This is a genomic window from Devosia sp. SD17-2 (assembly GCF_029201565.1).
Taxonomy (GTDB): Bacteria; Pseudomonadota; Alphaproteobacteria; order Rhizobiales; family Devosiaceae; genus Devosia.
The window spans coordinates 2,324,812-2,342,366 of sequence record NZ_CP104002.1; the positions used below are offsets into that span (position 1 = coordinate 2,324,812).

Genomic DNA, 17,555 nt, shown 5'->3' on the forward strand with positions numbered 1-17,555 from the left:
TTACCGCTCGGCCGTCGGGTCGAGCGGTATATTGCGCTCCCACAGGAAGGCGACGATCCGGTCGCGATCCGCTTTGGCGGACACGTTGAGAAGATCCGGGCGCGACTTGAAAATTCCACGTTGGAACGTTGATCCCAACCGGTTCTCAGCAAGAGGATCAGCCCCCAGTTGCAGGAAGCGCAGGGTGTTGTGAAAGTCATTGATCGCGGCAGCAACGTGCAGCGGGGTCTCGCCATTGCGATCGGCGAAGGCAAGACTGGCGCCGTGCTCGAGCAGAAAGTCGATGTTGTCCTGCCGATTGCTCATAAGTGCCGAGAAGAGCGGCGTGCGCTCCATCTTGCCATCGACGACGTCGACAGGAACACCTTTGGCAATCAGGGCCTTGAGGTAGATTGGGTTACTATACATGGCTGCGATGTGCATGGCCGTTTCGCCGCCCCAGCCGATAGCGGTCGGATCAGCGCCGAGGCGGAGGAGCTCTCTGAAGCCCGTATGCCCCTCTCGCAGGATTTCCCATTCAAGGAGCGTCATCCCATCCCTGCCAGTCCCATTCGGATCGGCACCTTCGGACACCAGACGATCCATCTCCTCGACATCGCCCTCCATCATGGCATTGGCCAGAGCGATCGACTGAGGGTCGGAGAACGTGTCCTCTGCGACCAGTTTTCGGCCATTCATTCCGAACATCGCAAAGATCATCAGGGCTGCAATCGCGAGCCCAGCAAAGAGACCAAGCCGCTTCAGTGTCACTCTTCCACCCTCTCGGCCGCGTAGCGCTGGAGGTAGTCGGCAAAGCGTGTGTCGTGGAGATGGCCATCCAGGCGGTAGGGAGGCTCATGGGAGAAAACGAATGAGAACTCGCCGCTCGCATTGATGACCAGGTCGACCACGCTCCAATATGCGCCGTCACGAGCTTTCATCATCGTGGCCAGCTGTTGAAACAGGCTGTGACTGTTCTCCGAAAGCCGGAACGAGCTTTTTCGCAGCGAGCCGTCAGTCCCTTCGACCACACCAAAACTGATGACGCTAGTTTCCGTTTCGCTGCCGTCCCACCGCGCTTCGAGGTTGATGACAATTCGTTTCCATTGCACGCCACAGTCGCTGGAATCGCGCGGGAATTTTGCGAGATCGGAGATGGCTGATCTGACGATCGCTTCTTGTAGTGCGGCGATGTCTGACAAGCCGCCGCTGTTGCTACCGGTCGCCATTCAATCAACCGCGCCAATTTGGAGAACCGAGAATTGGCCGCGTATGTCCATCTCGAACAAGGCCTTGAAGATCGGGTTGACCGATGAAGCCTCGCTGCTCCCGAAGACGGTCACGAGAGCGGAGCACAGGCCATTGACGCTGTCTCCTGAGGTTACTGTCATTTTTCCCTGCGCGGTTTCGGGCATGGTCTCTACCCATCTTTTGGCAATCGCCTCTGCGGCAGCACCAGCGGTCGTGCAATCAGGATAGACAAGAGCGATGGCGACACCAGGCCCATCCAACTGAACGTCGGCAATGACGCCACCAAGATAGAACGGGATGCCCTTAGCGCTTGCTTCAAGGCTGGCCTCGATTTTCTCACGCATCTGGGCCGACGAGCCGCCGTCTGGGACCGTGAAACTGGAAAAATCGACCCTTCCCGCCCCGAAGGCTGGAGAGATCACCATCGCCTGGACAATCCAGCCGTCCCCGGCCGATTGTTCGAGCCCTGTGAGGGCGGTGGCGACGATAGTGTTCTCGGCGACGCTGCGCTGGCCGTCCATAAGGATCGGCAGGACTTCGGGTCGGGCGGCCTGCACGACCGCATTGCCGTGGGTCATGACGAAGCTGGCCGCGCCGACCGCGCTGCGCCACGGATTAGAGGGATCACGGTTGCGCAGGTCGGGCACCATGGGTGTGCCGTTCCCAAGCGCGCCCTGTTCTCCCACTGGTGCGAAGCCGTCCGCGACAAGCGCATCGCGCAGGCTGTTAGCAGAGGTGTCGTCGGCCAGGGACCAGATCGCGACATTATCAGGTATGCTGCCAAATCCGGAAACGGAGCCGAGTTGGTCAAGCGGCACTCGCGATTTGGCTTCCCACGCGGCCACGCCGCCGGCATGCAGGGCTGCTATGGGCCGCAGCTCATAGCGAAGCTGAGTGCGCAAGAGGCCGTCTGCCCCAAGGGTCATCCCTTCGAAATCGGCAAGTGCCTTAAGGGCCCAGATGTCCACAAAGCTGAATTGAAACGCGCGCCGGCTGCACCAGCAAAGCCTCTGGCGCGTGTCGGAGGGCGCTGGTGAAGGCATCGAGATTTTGGGCAAGGGCGGGCCCACAAGCTGTGAACAGCAAGGCAGAGGCAAGAGCGGCGCGGCGCATTGTCAGGTCTCCGATCGGGTCTACTCAAAAGTGAGACGTCTGCCTCCGCCAGAAGCTTGGGCCAGATTTGAGAAGTTTATGCCGCCAGTTATGCGCTTTTGCCTTTGGCTGGTGCCTTCCCTATTGCTGGCGACGCTGGAGGTGTTCGTAGACCGACTGGAGATGGCGACGCATGGCGGCTTCGGCGGCGATGGGGTTGCGGTCTTCCAGGGCGACGATGATGCTTTCGTGCTCGGCAAAGACGTCCGAACGGCGGGACTTCGAAAAGGTATTCTGCCGGGCGACGCGCCAGTCGGCACGCCGCAACGTAGCGGTCGCCAAATCGTACATGGCCAGCAGCAGGATATTGTTTGCACCAGTGGCGATGGAGCGGTGGAAGGCGAAGTCGGCGTTTTCGAACCCGTGAGCGGTGTCGGCATTGGCCACGAAGTTGGCTTTCTGACGAATATCCTGGATCTGTTCGCGGGACGCCCGCAGAGCGCAGAGGCGGGTCATGATGGGTTCGAACTCGATCCGTACTTCCATCATCTCTGCCGGACTGGTTTCGGCAGCCTCTTCGAGGAAGGCCTCGGGACGCGGGGGGTGGATGGAGGAGATGAACGTCCCCTGCCCCTGACGCCGCCATATAATGCCCTCCGCCTCCAGCCGATCGAGAACCTGCCGCAGACCATAGCGGCCCACATCGAGACGCGTACATAAGTCTCGCTCCGGCAGCAGGCGCCCGCCCTCGCTGAGGTCACCTGCCTCAATGGCTTCGCGCAGCCGCTTTGAAATCTCCTCGCTGCTTGCGCGTTTGCCCGCCTTGCCAACCATCGTACCCCTCCCGACGCAAATGTCTATGCGCACCCCAATAATCGCCCTCAGCACCATGAAACATACAAACCAATCTTGCAAATGGTTTTTTAATACACGGCTAATTGCTAACTTGACGCCCAGTTTCCGCCAATGTTTTATCGGGTGGCAAATTGGTTGTAGAACCAATGGTCTTAATGGTTCGAAAATGCCATGGGGATGGCGTGAGCCGGAGGCCCTTGGTGGCAAGGGAATTTCAGATGACACACTACAAGACTGCGCTTTCTGCCGGCGTGTTGGCGCTGATGGTCAGCACTACGGCTTTCGGGTCCGACCTGCGCATTGGCATGCGCGACGATCCCGGTTCGCTCGACCCGGCGACTAATGCGACCTTTGTCGGCCGCGTCTCGCTGCAGTCGATCTGCGACAAGCTCGTGGACATCGACGCCCAGGGCAATCTCGTGCCGATGCTGGCGACGGACTGGGCCTGGTCTGCAGACGGCACCGAAGTCACGCTGACGCTGCGCCAGGACGTGGTCTTCCACGACGGCACGCCGTTCAACGCTGAAGCCGTCAAGTTCACCCTTGAGCGGAACAAGACCCTCGAAGGCTCGCGCCGTGCCAGCGAAATCTCGGCCATCGACACCATTGAAGTGGCCGACGAGTACACGGTCGTCTTCAAGCTCAAAGCCCCATCAGTTTCGCTGCTCACCCAGTTGACGGACCGCGCCGGCATGATCATTTCGCCAACCGCAGCCGCAGCGGTTTCGGCTGAAGATTTCGCCAATGCGCCGGTCTGCGCCGGCCCGTATTCGGTGGCCGAATATCTTCCCCAGGAGCGTCTGGTCATCAAGAAGTTCGCCGATCACTGGCGCGCTGCTGACTATTCCTTCGAAACCGTGACCTATCTGCCGATCACCGACACCAATGTGCGCCTGCTCAACCTGCGCTCGGGTGACCTCGACCTCGCAGAGAACATTGCACCCAACGATCTGCCCTCGATCGAGTCGGATTCCTCGCTGCAGATCGCCGTCGGCGACCAGCCCGCATACGAGATGATCCTGTTCAATCTCAACGGTGAAGGCGCCAACCCCACGGTTGCCGAGAATGTTGCGGTCCGTGAGGCCTTCAACCTTGCCATCGACCGCGAAGCGATCAACCAGGTCGTCTTCGGTGGCCGTTACGCTGCCGGCAACCAGCCCTTCCCGCCGACCAGCCCCTGGTACAACACGGACTTCCCGGTGCCAGCGCGCGATGTGGAGGCTGCCCGTGCCAAGCTCGCCGAAGCCGGCGTCGAGAGCGTCGAGATCGATCTCATGATCTCGACCTCGCCGGAGCGCCTCGCTGTTGCCGAGATGATGCAGGCCATGCTGTCGGAAGCCGGCATCACCCTCAACATCCAGCCAACCGAGTTCGTGTCCATGCGTGAGCGTGCAACGGCCGGCCAGTTCGAAGCCTATGTGATCGGCTCGTCCGGTCGCGTCGATCCGGACCTCAACGTGTCGCTTGTCCTCGCCTGCGGCGCTGCCAACAACGCCGGCAAGTATTGCAACGAAGAGCTCGATGCCCTCTTTGCCGAAGGCCGCGCAAACTCGGACGATGCTGCACGCAAGGAGATCTATCGCAAGGTGATCGCGACCATCATGGCCGATATGCCGGGCATCTATCTCTATAACCAGCGCGCTGCATACGCGATGACTGCCGATATCGCCGGCTTCACCGCCTATCCCGATGGCATCATCCGCCTCGACGGCGTCTCCCGCGACTAAAGCCTCTGCCGGCGTGCCCAAGGGCGCGCCGGCTTTTCCTGCAGAACGCACTAGTGCCACGGGGCAAGCGTGACTGATCCAACTCAAACTCTGCTCGACGTGCGAAACCTCTCTGTCACCTTCGCCAAGGGAACGGAAGAGCAGTCGACCGTCGTCGATGACGTGAGCTTTTCCATCAGCCCGGGCCGCACGCTGGGCATCGTCGGCGAATCCGGCAGTGGCAAGAGCGTCACCTCGCTCGCCATCATGGGCCTTCTCGGGGGTGGCGTCGCTGTCGGCGGCTCAGCCGTATTCGACGGGATGGACCTGCTGCAGCAAAGTCCTGCCGACTGGCGGGATGTCCGCGGCAATCGTATCGCCATGATCTTCCAGGAGCCGATGACATCGCTCAATCCAGCCTACACGGTTGGAATGCAGATCTCGGAGTCGCTGATCCGGCACAAAAATCTCGACAAGGATCAGGCGCGTACACGCGCCATCGAACTGCTCAAGCTGGTGCGCATTCCTTCGCCCGAGCGGCGCTATGACGACTATCCGCACAAGCTGTCCGGCGGCATGCGGCAGCGCGTTATGATTGCCATGGCCTTGGCCTGCGAGCCGCAATTGCTCATCGCCGATGAGCCGACGACTGCGCTCGATGTGACCGTCCAGGCACAAATTCTCTATCTCATCGGCAAGCTGCGCGAAGAAACCGGCGCGGCTATCGCCCTGATTACCCATGACCTGGGCGTAGTTGCCCAGGTCTGCGATGACGTCGTCGTCATGTATGCCGGCCAGGTGGTGGAACAGGCGCCGGTGGAAGACCTCTTCGCCTTTCCGCAGCACCCCTACACGGTTGGCCTGCTCGGTTCGCTTCCCAAATTCGGTGAACGCAAGACGCGCCTGCCGGTGGTCGAGGGCGCGATGCCCGCGCCGAGTGCGCGTTCCGGCGGCTGCCGCTTTGCCGACCGGTGCCCGTTCCGGATCGAAAAATGCGACACCCCGCCGCCGCTGGTGAAGCTGTCCGAAACCCGCAACTCCCGTTGCTGGCGCACGCCCCTGGAGACACTGGCGTCATGAACTTGCTCAAGGTGGAGAAGCTCTCCAAGGAATTCGTTGCCGAACGCACGATCTTTGGCCGTCCGCGGAAGACCGTCCGGGCTGTCGACGACGTTTCGTTCGAGATCGCGCGCGGTGAGACTTTGGCGCTGGTGGGCGAGTCAGGCTGTGGCAAGTCCACGCTCGGCCGGCTGATCATGCGGCTGATCGAACCGAGCGGCGGGACCGCCGAGCTTTCGGGGGAAGATATTTCCACCCTTAGCGGCAAGGCGCTGCTGTCGCTGCGCAAGCGCGTGCAACTGGTGTTTCAGGACCCGTTCTCATCACTCAATCCGCAGATGACGGTCGGTCAGGCCATTGCCGAGCCGTTGATGCTGCATGATATCGTACCTGCTGCAGAGCGGCCTGCCCGAGTCCGGGAGCTGTTGAGTGCGGTCGGCCTTTCGCCCCAGCACATGCACCGGTATCCGCACGAATTTTCCGGCGGACAGCGCCAACGCATCGTCATCGCCCGCGCTCTCGCGTCCCAGCCTGAACTGGTGGTCTGTGATGAGCCGGTCTCGGCACTCGACGTCTCTATCCGCTCGCAGGTGCTCAACCTTCTGGCAGACCTGCAGAAGCAGTTCGGCTTCACCTATCTCTTCATCTCCCATGACCTCTCGGTGGTCCGGCATATCGCCGACCGCGTCGCAGTGATGTATCTCGGCCGGATCGTCGAGATCGGCGACACCGAGGATGTTTTCGTGCGGCCGCGCCATCCCTATACGCGCGCGCTGATAGCTTCGATCCCGCAACCGGATCCGGCGGGTCGAGACAATATGCGCCCGCTCGAAGGCGATATGCCGAGCCCGCTCAATCCGCCCTCGGGCTGCCATTTCCACACGCGGTGCGCTTTCGCGCAGGAGCGGTGCAAGCAGGAGCGCCCTGCCCTCGTGAGCAGCAATGGACGCCAGCCGGCCGCCTGCCACTTTCAGGATGAGCTTCCGCCGCCCGACGATCTTGCCGGCGCAGCCCACGTGGACCCACGCCTCGAGCGCCTCTTTGCAGCCTTCCGCGCGGACAGCACGAAAGGGACAACCCCATGATCCGCCTGATCGGAAAACGGCTTCTTGAAATCATTCCGACACTGCTGATCCTGTCGGTCATCATCTTCCTGCTGCAACGCCTATTGCCAGGCGATCCCGCGATCGCCCTTGCGGGCGAAGAGGCCGGAGCGGAGCTGATCGAGCAGATCCGGCAGCAATATGGGCTCGACCGCCCCCTGCCGCTGCAATATTTCGACTGGATCGGAGGCGTCTTGCAGGGCGACCTCGGGCAATCCATGCGCATGCGCCGTCCGGTGCTTGATCTCATCGCCTCGCGCCTGCCCGTGACACTGCAGCTCGCCGTTATGGCGATGGTGCTGGCGCTCGGCGTCGGGCTCGTCGCCGGCGTGATTGCCGCCGTCAAGAAGCGTAGCGCGTGGGATTACGGCGCCAATGTCTTCGCACTGGCCGGAATTTCGGTGCCTAATTTCTGGCTCGGCATCATGATGATCCTGGTGTTTTCGGTCACCCTTAACTGGCTGCCGGCGTCCGGCTATGTCAGCCCGTTCGAGGATCCCGCCCGATCATTCCTCAGCCTGCTGATGCCCTCCATCGTGCTTGGCAGTGCCATTGCGGGCGTCATCATGCGCCATACGCGCTCGGCCATGCTGCAGGCGTTGCAGAGCGATTATGTCCGCACGGCCCGCGCCAAGGGCCTTGATGAGAAGACCGTGGTCATTCGCCACGCCATGCGCAATGCGCTGACCCCGATCATCACCCTTGGTGCGCTTGAGTTCGGCAGTCTTCTCGGCGGCGCCGTGCTCACCGAGCAGATCTTCAACATCCCGGGCTTCGGCAAGCTGATCGTCGATGCCGTCTACAACCGGGATTATGCCGTCGTTCAGGGCGTGGTGCTGGTCACGGCGCTTGTCTACGTAATTCTGAGCCTCTTGGCCGACATCGGCTACATGCTCGCCAACCCCAAATTGCGGGGCTAGGACCATGACCAACGCAACCAGCCCCACCATGGCTGCCGATCACGAAAACCGGTTCGGCCAATTCGCCAAGCGCCTGTTCCGGCATAAGGGAGCAATCGTCGGCCTGTGCTTTATCGTCCTCGTCGTCCTCGCCGCGATCTTTGCGCCGATCGTCACCAGCTTTGATCCGAATGCGCAGGATTATACTGCCATCCGGCAGGGCCCGAGCCTGTTGCACTGGTTCGGCACCGACGAACTCGGACGCGACATGTTCGCCCGCATCATCTATGGCGCGCGCGCTTCGCTTCTTGCCGGGCTGATCTCGGTGGTGATCGCCATCGCCATTGGCGTGCCCCTGGGTCTCATTGCCGGCTATTTCGGCGGCTGGGCCGACGTCGGCATCAGCCGCGTTGCCGACGCCATGCTGGCCATGCCGTTCCTGATCCTCGCGATTTCGCTGGCGGCTTTTCTCGGGCCCAGCCTCATCAACTCGATGATCGCGATCGGCGTGACGGCAGCCCCTCTCTTTGTCCGCCTGACCCGTGGCCAGGTGATCAGCGTCAAGTCCGAGGATTATGTGGAGGCGGCCCGCTCGATGGGCAATTCTCACGCGCGCATCGCCTTCCGGCACGTATTGCCCAATGTACTGCCGGCACTGATCGTCCAGGCAACCCTCACCATCGCTGCGGCCATTATTTCGGAGGCGAGCCTGTCGTTCCTTGGCCTTGGTCAGCAGCCGCCGGCGGCATCCTGGGGTTCGATCCTCAACACTGCTCAGCGCTCGCTGTCTACGGCACCGTGGATCGCCGCCTGGCCGGGCATGATGATCTTCCTCACAGTTCTCAGTTTCAATCTCCTCGGCGACGGACTTCGGGACGCTTTCGATCCCCGTAGTCGCTGATTTTCTGAAAGGTATTCCCATGCGTATCGTAGTTGTCGGTGCCGGTATCCTGGGCTCCAGCGCGGCTTACCACCTGAGCCAGCGCGACAATGTCGAGGTGACGGTCATTGATCAGGTGCATCAGGGCAAGGCGACCCTGGCCGGTGCAGGCATTGTCTGCCCTTGGGCCACAAAGGTCACTGACCCTGATTTTTACCGCTTCTATGCTGCTGGCGGCGCCTATTACCGCCCGCTGGTAGAAGGTCTTGCCGCTCGTGGTGAAACCGAGTTTGGCTACCGCCAGGTTGGCGCGCTGGTGCTGGCCGAAACCGAAGAGCAGCTGGCCGAAATCGAAGCGCGCGTCCTTCCGCGTGTTGCCGATGTTCCTGAAGCGGGCGCCGTCCGCCGGGTCAGCGCTGCCGAGACCAAGCAGATGTTCCCCCCGCTGCGCGATGGCCTGATGGCCCTCCACATTCCCGGTGGTGCACGCGTCGAAGCGCGCGCCATTGCGGGTGCGATGCGCCGCGCCGCTGAAGCCAATGGCGCGATTTTCCGCCAGGGTCACGCCGACATCGAGAGCAAGGACGGCAAGGCAAGCGTGAGCCTCGATGGCGAGGCCATTGCAGCCGACATGGTCATCGTCACCGCCGGCGCATGGGCCAACCAGGCCCTGACCGCAATCGGCGCGACCATTTCCGTTGAACCGCAGCGTGGCCAGATCGTGCATCTGGGCGTCAAGGAAGAAACCATCGACTGGCCGGTGCTGCTGCCGCAGGTCTCGCACTACATGCTGGCGTTCGACGACAATCGCGTCGTTGCCGGTGCGACCCGCGAAAACGGCGTCGGGTTCGACTACCGCCTCACCGCAGGTGGACAGGCGGAAGTGCTCAACTTCGCACTCGATCTGGCACCTGGCCTTTCCGATGCCACCCATATCGAGACGCGCATCGGTCTCCGCCCGATGGCTGAAAACTACAAGCCGCTGATCGGCGCCCTGCCCGGCTTCGACAACGTGCTGATCGGCAACGGCCTGGGCGCCGGCGGCCTCACCATGGGCCCGCTTGCAGGCAAGCTGCTGACCCAGCTGGCCATGGGCGAAGCGACCGATATCGACCTCGCTCCCTACGCCGTGGGAGCCTGACGCCACCATGACACAATCGTCAGTCGCACCGCACCGCACGCGCCATATCGGCACCAGGCACATGGCCGCCGCCGGTCATTATCTCGCCGCGCAGGTTTCCCTGCAGGTTCTTGAGGCCGGCGGCAACGCCATCGATGCCGGCGTCGCCGGGGGCATCACCCTTGGCGTCGTGCAGAGCGAATACGTCTGCTTTGGCGGCGTCGCTCCGACCATGATCTATTGGGCCGAGACTGACGAGGTCATTTCGATCAGCGGGCTGGGCACCTGGCCCGCCCTCACCGATGCCAGCCTCTTTCGGACGGAGCACGGCAACAAGATGCCGCCGGGTCTGCTGCGCACGATCGTGCCGGCAGCACCGGATAGCTGGATCACCGCGCTTGAGCGCTATGGAACGATGTCGTTTGGCGAGTGTGCGGCCCAGGCCCTGCGCTTCGCCCGCGACGGTTTCCCCGTCCCCTCGCTGATGGCGGAGATCATCGCCGATCATGAGGAAGAATACCGTCGCTGGCCGGCCAATGCCGAGATTTACCTGCCGGGTGGGAAACCGCCGAAGGCCGGCGATATCCTGGTGCAGTCCGACCTCGCCAACACCATTACCTATATGATCGACGAAGAGCGTGCTGCTGCTGCCAAGGGTGGCCGCGCCGCCGGGCTCAGCGCCGCTCGGAACGCGTTCTACAAGGGTGACATTGCCAAGGCGATTGTCTCCTACCACCGCGAGCACGGCGGCTGGATGCGGGAAGACGATCTTGCCAATTTCCGCGTAGAGGTCGAGAAGCCTGCGGCGGTGCAGTTCGGCGACGCCGACATTTTTACCTGCGGCCCGTGGTGCCAGGGACCAGTGCTCGGCCAGACCTTTGCCATGCTGGACGGCATCGACCTGCGCGCGCTCGGTCACAACAGCGTTGAATACATCCATCTCCTCGTCGAGACGATGAAGCTGGCTTATGGCGACCGGCACGAACTCTATGGCGACCCCAATTTCGTCGACGTCCCGCTGGCAAAGCTGCTCAGCCCCGAGTATGCCGCCGAGCGCCGCAAGCTGATCGATACGGAGGCTGCCCACCCCGGCATGCCCGAGGCAGGTCTGCCCTCGAACTGGGGCCGTAATCCTGATCCGGATCCGCGCAACGGCCGGCGCGATCCCGGTGAACTGGACACCTCCTATGTCTGTGTCGTTGACCGGCAGGGCAATGCCTTCTCGGCGACGCCGAGCGACGGCTCGGTGGGCGCGCCAGTCATCCCCGGTCTCGGCTTTGTCCCCTCGGCGCGCGGCGTGCAGTCGTTCCTTGACCCACGTGCGCCCGCCGTCGCCGGTCCCGGCCGCCGTCCGCGCCTGACCCCCGCCCCTGCGTTTGCCCGCAAGAAGGGGGAGTGGATCATGCCGATCGGTTCGCCGGGCAATGACGTCCAGCCGCAGGCGATGCTGCAGACTTATCTCAATCTGCACGTCTTCGGGATGACCATGCAGGAGGCCGTGGACGCGCCGCGCTTTGCGACCTTCTCCTACCCCCGCTCTTCCATTCCCCATTCCTATGACCCCGGGCTGCTCAAGCTCGAGGCCCGCATCGATGCGTCGGTCGGCGAGCAGCTGACGGCCATGGGACACGATGTGAAATACTGGAAGGATTGGGAATACGCCGCGGGCGGTGTCTGCTCGATCATCAAGAAATTCAACACCGGAACGCTCGAGGGCGGATCGGATTCACGCCGCCCGACGGCTGTAGCAGGGTGGTAAGATGACCGAGTTTTCCTACACCACGCCTTATGGGGCACCCCGTCGACCCGTCATGGCGCGCAACATGGTGGCAACTTCGCAGCCCCTCGCCGCTCAGGCGGGCCTGGCAGCGCTGGCCAAGGGCGGCAACGCCATTGATGCTGCGATCGCCGCGGCCGCGACCCTGACTGTCGTCGAACCCACTGGCAATGGCCTCGGCAGCGACGCCTTCGCTATTGTCTGGGACGGACAGGAACTGCATGGACTCAACGCCTCCGGCCGGTCGCCTGCCGCCTGGACGCCGGAGCGTTTTGCCGGACAGGACCGCATGCCGGTTCGCGGCTGGGAAAGTGTGACCGTGCCGGGTGCTGTCTCGGCCTGGGTCGACCTCTCAAGCCGCTTCGGCAAGCTCGATTTTGCGGCGCTGCTCGCTCCGGCAATCGATTATGCTGAAAATGGCTTCGCCGTTTCGCCGACCATTGCCGAACTCTGGGCCAAGGGCGGCGCGCTGCTCAAGGACCATCCTGGCTTTGCCGAGACCTTCCTGCCCGCGGGCAAGGCACCGGGTCCGGGCGAAATCTTCCGCAACGCACCGCTCGCGGCGTCTCTGCGCGCCATTGCCGAGACGCGTGGCGAAGCATTTTATCGTGGGGCGCTCGCCGAACAGATCGCGGCGTTTGCGGCCCAGCATGGCGCTGCTATCACGGCGGCCGACCTCGCCAATCACCGCAATGACTGGTGTGGCACCATCGCGATGAACTACCGCGATGTCACCCTGCATGAGATCCCGCCCAATGGGCAGGGCATCGTCGCGCTGATGGCACTGGGCATGCTTGAACACCTGCCCCTCGACGCCTTTGGCCCGGACAGCGCCCAGTCGTTCCACTACCAGATCGAGGCAATCAAGCTCGCAACGGCCGACGCCGAACGATTTGTCTCCGATCCGGAGACCATGCGGGTCCCGGTCGAAGCACTGCTCGAAAAGTCCTATCTCCAGTCACGCGCAAAGCTGATCGATCCCGCGCGCGCGCAGGATTTCGGAGCCGGAGCGCCCGTAGCGGGCGGCACGGTTTACATCACCACGGCCGACGCCAACGGGATGATGGTCTCCTACATCCAGTCCAATTATTCCGGCTTCGGGTCCGGCGTTGCGGTGCCGGGAACCGGCATTCACCTGCAGAACCGCGGTTCCGGCTTCACGCTGGAAGAAGGCCACCCCAACCAGATCGGGCCCAATAAGCGCCCGTTCCACACCATCATCCCCGGCTTCCTGATGCGCGACGGCGCGCCCCTCATGAGCTTTGGCGTCATGGGTGGACCAATGCAGGCCCAGGGCCATGTGCAGATGGTCGTCCGGACCCAGCTCAGCGGCCAGAACCCGCAAGCGGCGAGCGATGCCCCCCGCTGGCGCTTCGTCAAGGGCAAGAAGGTCGCCGTCGAGTGGACCATGGCGGCCGAAACCGTCGCGGAGCTCGAGGCCTTCGGGCACGAAGTGATGCGCGAGAGCCCGGATGAAAGCTTTGCCTTCGGCGGCGCCCAGCTCATCCACCGGCTTGGCGAGGGATATATCGGTGGCTCAGACCACCGCAAGGACGGCATGGCCGTCGGCTACTGACCAATCACACAAGGAGAATAGCTTTGGACCGCATCAAGAAGGGTAAGTCCCTGCACGCCGTGACCATCCACAACGGCGTCGTCTACACGTCTGGCCTGGGTGCCAACGACATCGACGTCGGCATGGAAGACCAGACCCGACAGATCTGCGAAAAGATTGAGGGTTTCCTCAAGGAAGCCGGCTCGGATAGGACCAAGATCATTCGCGCCCAGATCTTTGTCACCGACATGACCAAGAAGCCCGACATGGACCGCGCCTGGCTTGCTTGGCTCGGGGAAGACCTCCCCTGCCGTTGCACCGTCGGCGTTGCCGATCTGGGCGACCCGCGTCGCCTGATCGAAGTCGTCATCACCGCAGCACTCTAGGTACCTAAAATGGCTCTGCAATCGGCCCTCAAGAAGTTCGGCATTGATGCCTATCTCATCATGCTGCTCGGTGTCGTCGTGCTTGCATGCATCCTGCCGGCGCGCGGGCCTTTTGCAGAGTTTGTCGGGCAGGCAGCCTATTATGCTGTCGCCCTGCTGTTTTTTGTCTATGGGGCCAAGCTCAAGTCCGAAGCGGTGATCGCCGGTTTTTCCAACTGGCCGCTTCAGCTCAGCATCCTCGGCTTGACCTATCTGGTCTTTCCGCTGATCGCGCTCGCCCTTGCGTTTGCCGGGCGCGAGTTCATCACCGACGAGCTCGCCATCGGCCTTATATATATCGGCATCCTGCCCTCCACGGTGCAGTCCTCGATTGCCTTTACCGCGCTCGCCAAGGGCAATGTGGCGGCCAGCGTCTGCGCTGCGGCAGTCTCCAATTTGCTGGGCGTCATTCTCACCCCGCTCCTAGCGACGCTCATTCTTCAGGCCGGTGACGGTGGCCTCAATGGCGCCGCCGTTCTCAATATCGCCATCCAGATCGTGTTGCCGTTCGGGCTGGGCCAGCTGTGCCGGCCGCTGATCGGCGAATGGATCAATCGCCACAAGCTGATCTCGCTGACGGTCGATCGCGGCTCAATCCTCCTCATCGTTTATGCAGCCTTCAGCGCTGGCATGGTCGCCGGCGTCTGGACACAGGTCGGGCTGCCGCAGCTGGCCGCCATCATGGTGCTTGTCTGCGTGATGCTGGCCGTGGTTCTGGCGCTTTCTGCCTGGTTCAGCCGCGCTGTCGGATTCCAGGACGCCGACGGCAAGTCGATGATTTTCTGCGGCTCCACCAAGAGCCTCGCCTCCGGCGTCCCCATCGCGAATATCCTTTTCGCCGGTGGCCCGCTCAGCCTCATCATCCTGCCGCTGATGCTCTACCACCAGCTCCAGCTCATCGTCTGCGCCATCATTGCCCAGCGCATGGCTTCCAAGCTCGACTAAGGCCTGCGCGCGATCCTACGCGTGAGGCTCATTTGCGTGGTCCTGCGGACAATTGCAGCCAGGCTCCAGATCCCGATCAGAAAAACGAAACTGATGCGGAAGGGATCTGGAGGTTCGGGCGTATATTGGACCGATGAGCAAGACCTTCGCAAAAGTCGTCGATTATCTGGCAGATCTCAGACGCTATGCCCTGGCCCTCACCAGAGAACCGCATGATGCGGAGGACCTGGTGCAGGATACGCTAGCGCGCGCCTATGAGCGGCAGAGCACGTTTCGCGTTGGCAGTGCCCTCAAGCCTTGGCTGATGTCCATCATGCACAATTGCTTTGTCGATGGGCAGCGGAGCAAGGCCGTTCGCCGCCGGAATAGCCGCGAGCATTCCACTGACGCCAGCTACCCGGCCAGCCAGGACGACGCCGTGCGCCTCAGCGAGGTACGCCGCGCCTTCTTGGCCCTGCCGGATGAGCAGCGAGAGGCCCTTCACCTCATCGCCATTGAGGGATTGACCTATCCGGAAGCCGCACTGGTCCTGACCATACCGGAGGGAACCGTGCTCTCCCGCGTGTCGCGCGCCCGACAGACGTTGCGGGCCAACCAGCATTCCGCGCCGCCGAAGCGTTTCAAGATCGTTGGGAGTTCACACGATGAATGACCCTGTCACCGAAAAGGATCTTGCCCTCTATATAGACGGGCAGATCGACCCGACGCGCCGCCTCGCAGTCGAAAGGCACCTTGCCGGCAATCCATCGCTCGCGGCCGAGGTCATTGACGAACTGCGGATCAACCACGAATTGCGCATGAGCATGGCTGACCTCGACAGCGCGCCTCAACCAGGGTCGTCTGAGCTGGCGCGACGGCTCCAGGGGGCGCTGGGAAGGCGCATATGGTTCGAAAGGCTTCGTCCCACTCTTGCGGCATTTTCCCTTCTCGTGATCGGAACGCTTACCGGTAGTTTGGCGACTACGGCGCTGACAAAGCCACCCGTCTTGCCCGAATATGTCGAGGCCGCCCTTCGCGCACACGAAGTCAGCATGGTCCGAGCGATCATGGTTTCCCAGCCCGAGGCACCCGAGTACGACCGGGCGGAGCTCTTGTCCGCGACGGCGATCGTCATGCCGGCGCTTCCCGAAGACTGGGATGTTCGGGATGTGCAGGTCTATCCGTCGCGCTTCGGCCCCAGCGTCGAAATGGTGCTGCATAGCCCTGACCTCGACAGCATCTCGATTTTCGCGGCGCGTCCTGGTGATTTCGATGTGCACCAGCCCAGCGTCGTCAGCCACGCAGGGTCGGCTCTCGCCTATTGGCAAATCGGCGAGATCGCTTACGCCATCGTCGGTTCGGCCAGCGAACCCGAAATTCTAAAGGCAGCGCAAACGCTTGCCGATACTCTTTATTGAACGGAGACTATTTGATGTCGTCACAACCGAACCTGCGCTGGGGCACCACTGGCGCAACAACGACGGGCGCCGCTTTCGACGAAGGCCTTCGCCAGCATATGCTGCGGGTCTACAACTACATGGGCCTCGGCCTTGTAATCACCGGCCTCGTCGCCTTCTTCGTTGGCACGACACCGGCTCTCTATGTGCCGATCTTCGCGTCGCCCCTCAAATGGGTGGTGATGTTCGCTCCGCTCGCCTTCGTGATGTTCTTCTCGTTCAAGATCAACACGTTGTCGGCCGGCGCGGCGCAAGCGATGTTCTGGGCGTTCTGCGCCGTGATGGGCCTGTCCATGGCCTCTATTTTCCTGAATTTCACCGGCGCCAGCATCGCGCGTACATTCTTCATTTCGGCGGCCATGTTTGGCGTAATGAGCCTCTACGGCTACACGACCAAGGCAGACCTCTCGAAATTCGGCTCCTTCCTGATCATGGGCCTGATTGGCGTCGTCATCGCCTCGATCGTCAACATTTTCCTCGGCTCGAGTGTGCTTCAGTTCGCCGTTTCCATCATCGGCATCCTGGTGTTCCTGGGCCTGACCGCTTGGGACACCCAGACCATCAAGTCCGAATATGCCGAGCACAATGGCTCGGAAGGCAATCAGAAGCTGGCTGTCATGGGCGCCCTGTCGCTCTATCTCAGCTTCATCAACATCTTCCAGCTGCTCCTCAGCCTCACCGGCCAGCAGGAAGACTAATGTGTTGGCGCTAGCGGGCGTGGTACCCGTTAGCGCCGCCTTGAAGGTGAGGACCATTCCATGCTGAGCGGGCATTCCAGCGGGCAGTCGGACGGCGACGGCGATGAAGACTACAGTTTATCTGCGGCCCTGAGCCGTATCGCGTCGCGACCAGATCGGGACCGCATCCATATTCGTGACCTCTTGGCCGAACTGGATCAGCGCGCCATTGCCGCGATGCTTTTCGTCTTTGCCGTCCCGAACACTATTCCGGTGCCGCCAGGGGTATCCGGGGTTCTGGGCGCGCCCCTGCTGTTTCTCGCAGCGCAACTGATGCTCGGCCGCCCGCCGTGGCTACCCGGGATCATCGCCGACCGGTCCTTTGACCGGACCGACTTCGAGCGAATACTGCATAAGGTCGGACCGTGGCTGCAAAAGGCGGAACGCCTGATGCGGCCTCGCCTGACAATCCTCACACGTCCACCGCTTGAAAATGTCATCGGCGCAATTGTGCTGTTGCTCTCTATCGTGCTCTTCCTGCCCATTCCGCTCGGCAACATGCTCCCGGCCATCGCGATCTGCATTCTCGCGCTGGGATCGCTGCAGCGCGATGGGCTCTGGATCATCTTCGGGACAGTGACTGCGATCGTGTCGATGATCATCGTCTCGGGCGTCATTGCCGCATTCGCCTACGCTGGATGGCTTGCAATCGGCGCCTTATTGAATGGATAGCCACCGGCCGCTCGGCACGGCGACCGAGATTTTGCTGAACAAAGTCCCGACCACAGGCATTAGC

The 17,555-nt window shown here is 62.2% G+C and carries 18 protein-coding genes; 14 read left to right on the plus strand and 4 right to left on the minus strand.

Going from position 1 to position 17,555, the window contains the following annotated elements:
* The 4 genes from NYQ88_RS11410 to NYQ88_RS11425 form a co-directional block, all read right to left on the minus strand.
* Positions 1 to 750, minus strand: coding sequence for an ankyrin repeat domain-containing protein (locus NYQ88_RS11410; protein WP_275651265.1), 750 nt, complete (start codon positions 748 to 750; stop codon positions 1 to 3).
* Positions 747 to 1,208: a hypothetical protein gene (locus NYQ88_RS11415; protein WP_275651266.1), complete on the minus strand. Its 462-nt coding sequence runs from the start codon at positions 1,206 to 1,208 to the stop codon at positions 747 to 749. The genes NYQ88_RS11410 and NYQ88_RS11415 overlap by 4 nt, the downstream gene beginning before the upstream one ends.
* Complete coding sequence (locus tag NYQ88_RS11420) at positions 1,209 to 2,132, minus strand: hypothetical protein (RefSeq protein WP_275651267.1); 924 nt, start codon at positions 2,130 to 2,132, stop codon at positions 1,209 to 1,211. It abuts the gene before it with no gap.
* 331 nt (positions 2,133 to 2,463) lie between these two features.
* Positions 2,464 to 3,156 carry an FCD domain-containing protein gene (locus tag NYQ88_RS11425; protein WP_275651268.1) on the minus strand — a complete coding sequence of 231 codons (693 nt, stop codon included), beginning with the start codon at positions 3,154 to 3,156 and terminating at the stop codon, positions 2,464 to 2,466.
* Positions 3,157 to 3,395: 239 nt separating this feature from the next.
* Between NYQ88_RS11425 and NYQ88_RS11430 the strand changes: the two genes are divergently transcribed.
* The 14 genes from NYQ88_RS11430 (at position 3,396) to NYQ88_RS11495 (ending at position 17,491) form a co-directional block, all read left to right on the plus strand.
* Entirely contained in the window at positions 3,396 to 4,904 is a 1,509-nt protein-coding gene (locus tag NYQ88_RS11430) for an ABC transporter substrate-binding protein (RefSeq protein WP_275651269.1), read from the plus strand.
* A 99-nt stretch (positions 4,905 to 5,003) separates the two neighbouring features.
* The gene (locus NYQ88_RS11435) at positions 5,004 to 5,963 is read left to right on the plus strand and encodes an ABC transporter ATP-binding protein (RefSeq protein WP_275654909.1); all 960 of its coding nucleotides are present in this window, start codon (positions 5,004 to 5,006) and stop codon (positions 5,961 to 5,963) included.
* Positions 5,960 to 7,027 carry a dipeptide ABC transporter ATP-binding protein gene (locus NYQ88_RS11440; protein ID WP_275651270.1) on the plus strand — a complete coding sequence of 356 codons (1,068 nt, stop codon included), beginning with the start codon at positions 5,960 to 5,962 and terminating at the stop codon, positions 7,025 to 7,027. The genes NYQ88_RS11435 and NYQ88_RS11440 overlap by 4 nt, the downstream gene beginning before the upstream one ends.
* Positions 7,024 to 7,965 (plus strand): ABC transporter permease, encoded by a 942-nt coding sequence (locus NYQ88_RS11445; protein WP_275651271.1) that lies wholly within the window; start codon positions 7,024 to 7,026, stop codon positions 7,963 to 7,965. The genes NYQ88_RS11440 and NYQ88_RS11445 overlap by 4 nt, the downstream gene beginning before the upstream one ends.
* 28 nt (positions 7,966 to 7,993) lie before the next feature.
* The gene (locus NYQ88_RS11450) at positions 7,994 to 8,845 is read left to right on the plus strand and encodes an ABC transporter permease (protein ID WP_275654910.1); all 852 of its coding nucleotides are present in this window, start codon (positions 7,994 to 7,996) and stop codon (positions 8,843 to 8,845) included.
* 19 nt (positions 8,846 to 8,864) lie between these two features.
* Positions 8,865 to 9,965: an FAD-dependent oxidoreductase gene (locus NYQ88_RS11455; protein WP_275651272.1), complete on the plus strand. Its 1,101-nt coding sequence runs from the start codon at positions 8,865 to 8,867 to the stop codon at positions 9,963 to 9,965.
* Positions 9,966 to 9,972: 7 nt separating this feature from the next.
* Positions 9,973 to 11,703 (plus strand): gamma-glutamyltransferase, encoded by a 1,731-nt coding sequence (locus NYQ88_RS11460; RefSeq protein WP_275651273.1) that lies wholly within the window; start codon positions 9,973 to 9,975, stop codon positions 11,701 to 11,703.
* A 1-nt stretch (position 11,704) separates the two neighbouring features.
* Positions 11,705 to 13,297, plus strand: coding sequence for a gamma-glutamyltransferase family protein (locus NYQ88_RS11465; protein WP_275651274.1), 1,593 nt, complete (start codon positions 11,705 to 11,707; stop codon positions 13,295 to 13,297).
* A 23-nt stretch (positions 13,298 to 13,320) separates the two neighbouring features.
* Positions 13,321 to 13,662, plus strand: coding sequence for a RidA family protein (locus tag NYQ88_RS11470; RefSeq protein ID WP_275651275.1), 342 nt, complete (start codon positions 13,321 to 13,323; stop codon positions 13,660 to 13,662).
* Positions 13,663 to 13,671: 9 nt separating this feature from the next.
* Positions 13,672 to 14,646, plus strand: a complete 975-nt coding sequence (locus NYQ88_RS11475) for a bile acid:sodium symporter family protein (protein ID WP_275651276.1) — start codon at positions 13,672 to 13,674, stop codon at positions 14,644 to 14,646.
* A gap of 133 nt (positions 14,647 to 14,779) precedes the next feature.
* On the plus strand, positions 14,780 to 15,298 hold the full coding sequence (locus tag NYQ88_RS11480) for a sigma-70 family RNA polymerase sigma factor (protein WP_275651277.1): 519 nt from the start codon (positions 14,780 to 14,782) through the stop codon (positions 15,296 to 15,298).
* Entirely contained in the window at positions 15,291 to 16,043 is a 753-nt protein-coding gene (locus NYQ88_RS11485; protein WP_275651278.1) for an anti-sigma factor, read from the plus strand. The genes NYQ88_RS11480 and NYQ88_RS11485 overlap by 8 nt, the downstream gene beginning before the upstream one ends.
* 14 nt (positions 16,044 to 16,057) lie before the next feature.
* Positions 16,058 to 16,780 (plus strand): Bax inhibitor-1/YccA family protein, encoded by a 723-nt coding sequence (locus NYQ88_RS11490; RefSeq protein ID WP_275651279.1) that lies wholly within the window; start codon positions 16,058 to 16,060, stop codon positions 16,778 to 16,780.
* A 60-nt stretch (positions 16,781 to 16,840) separates the two neighbouring features.
* On the plus strand, positions 16,841 to 17,491 hold the full coding sequence (locus tag NYQ88_RS11495) for an exopolysaccharide biosynthesis protein (protein ID WP_275651280.1): 651 nt from the start codon (positions 16,841 to 16,843) through the stop codon (positions 17,489 to 17,491).
* The last annotated feature ends 64 nt before the right edge of the window (positions 17,492 to 17,555 follow it).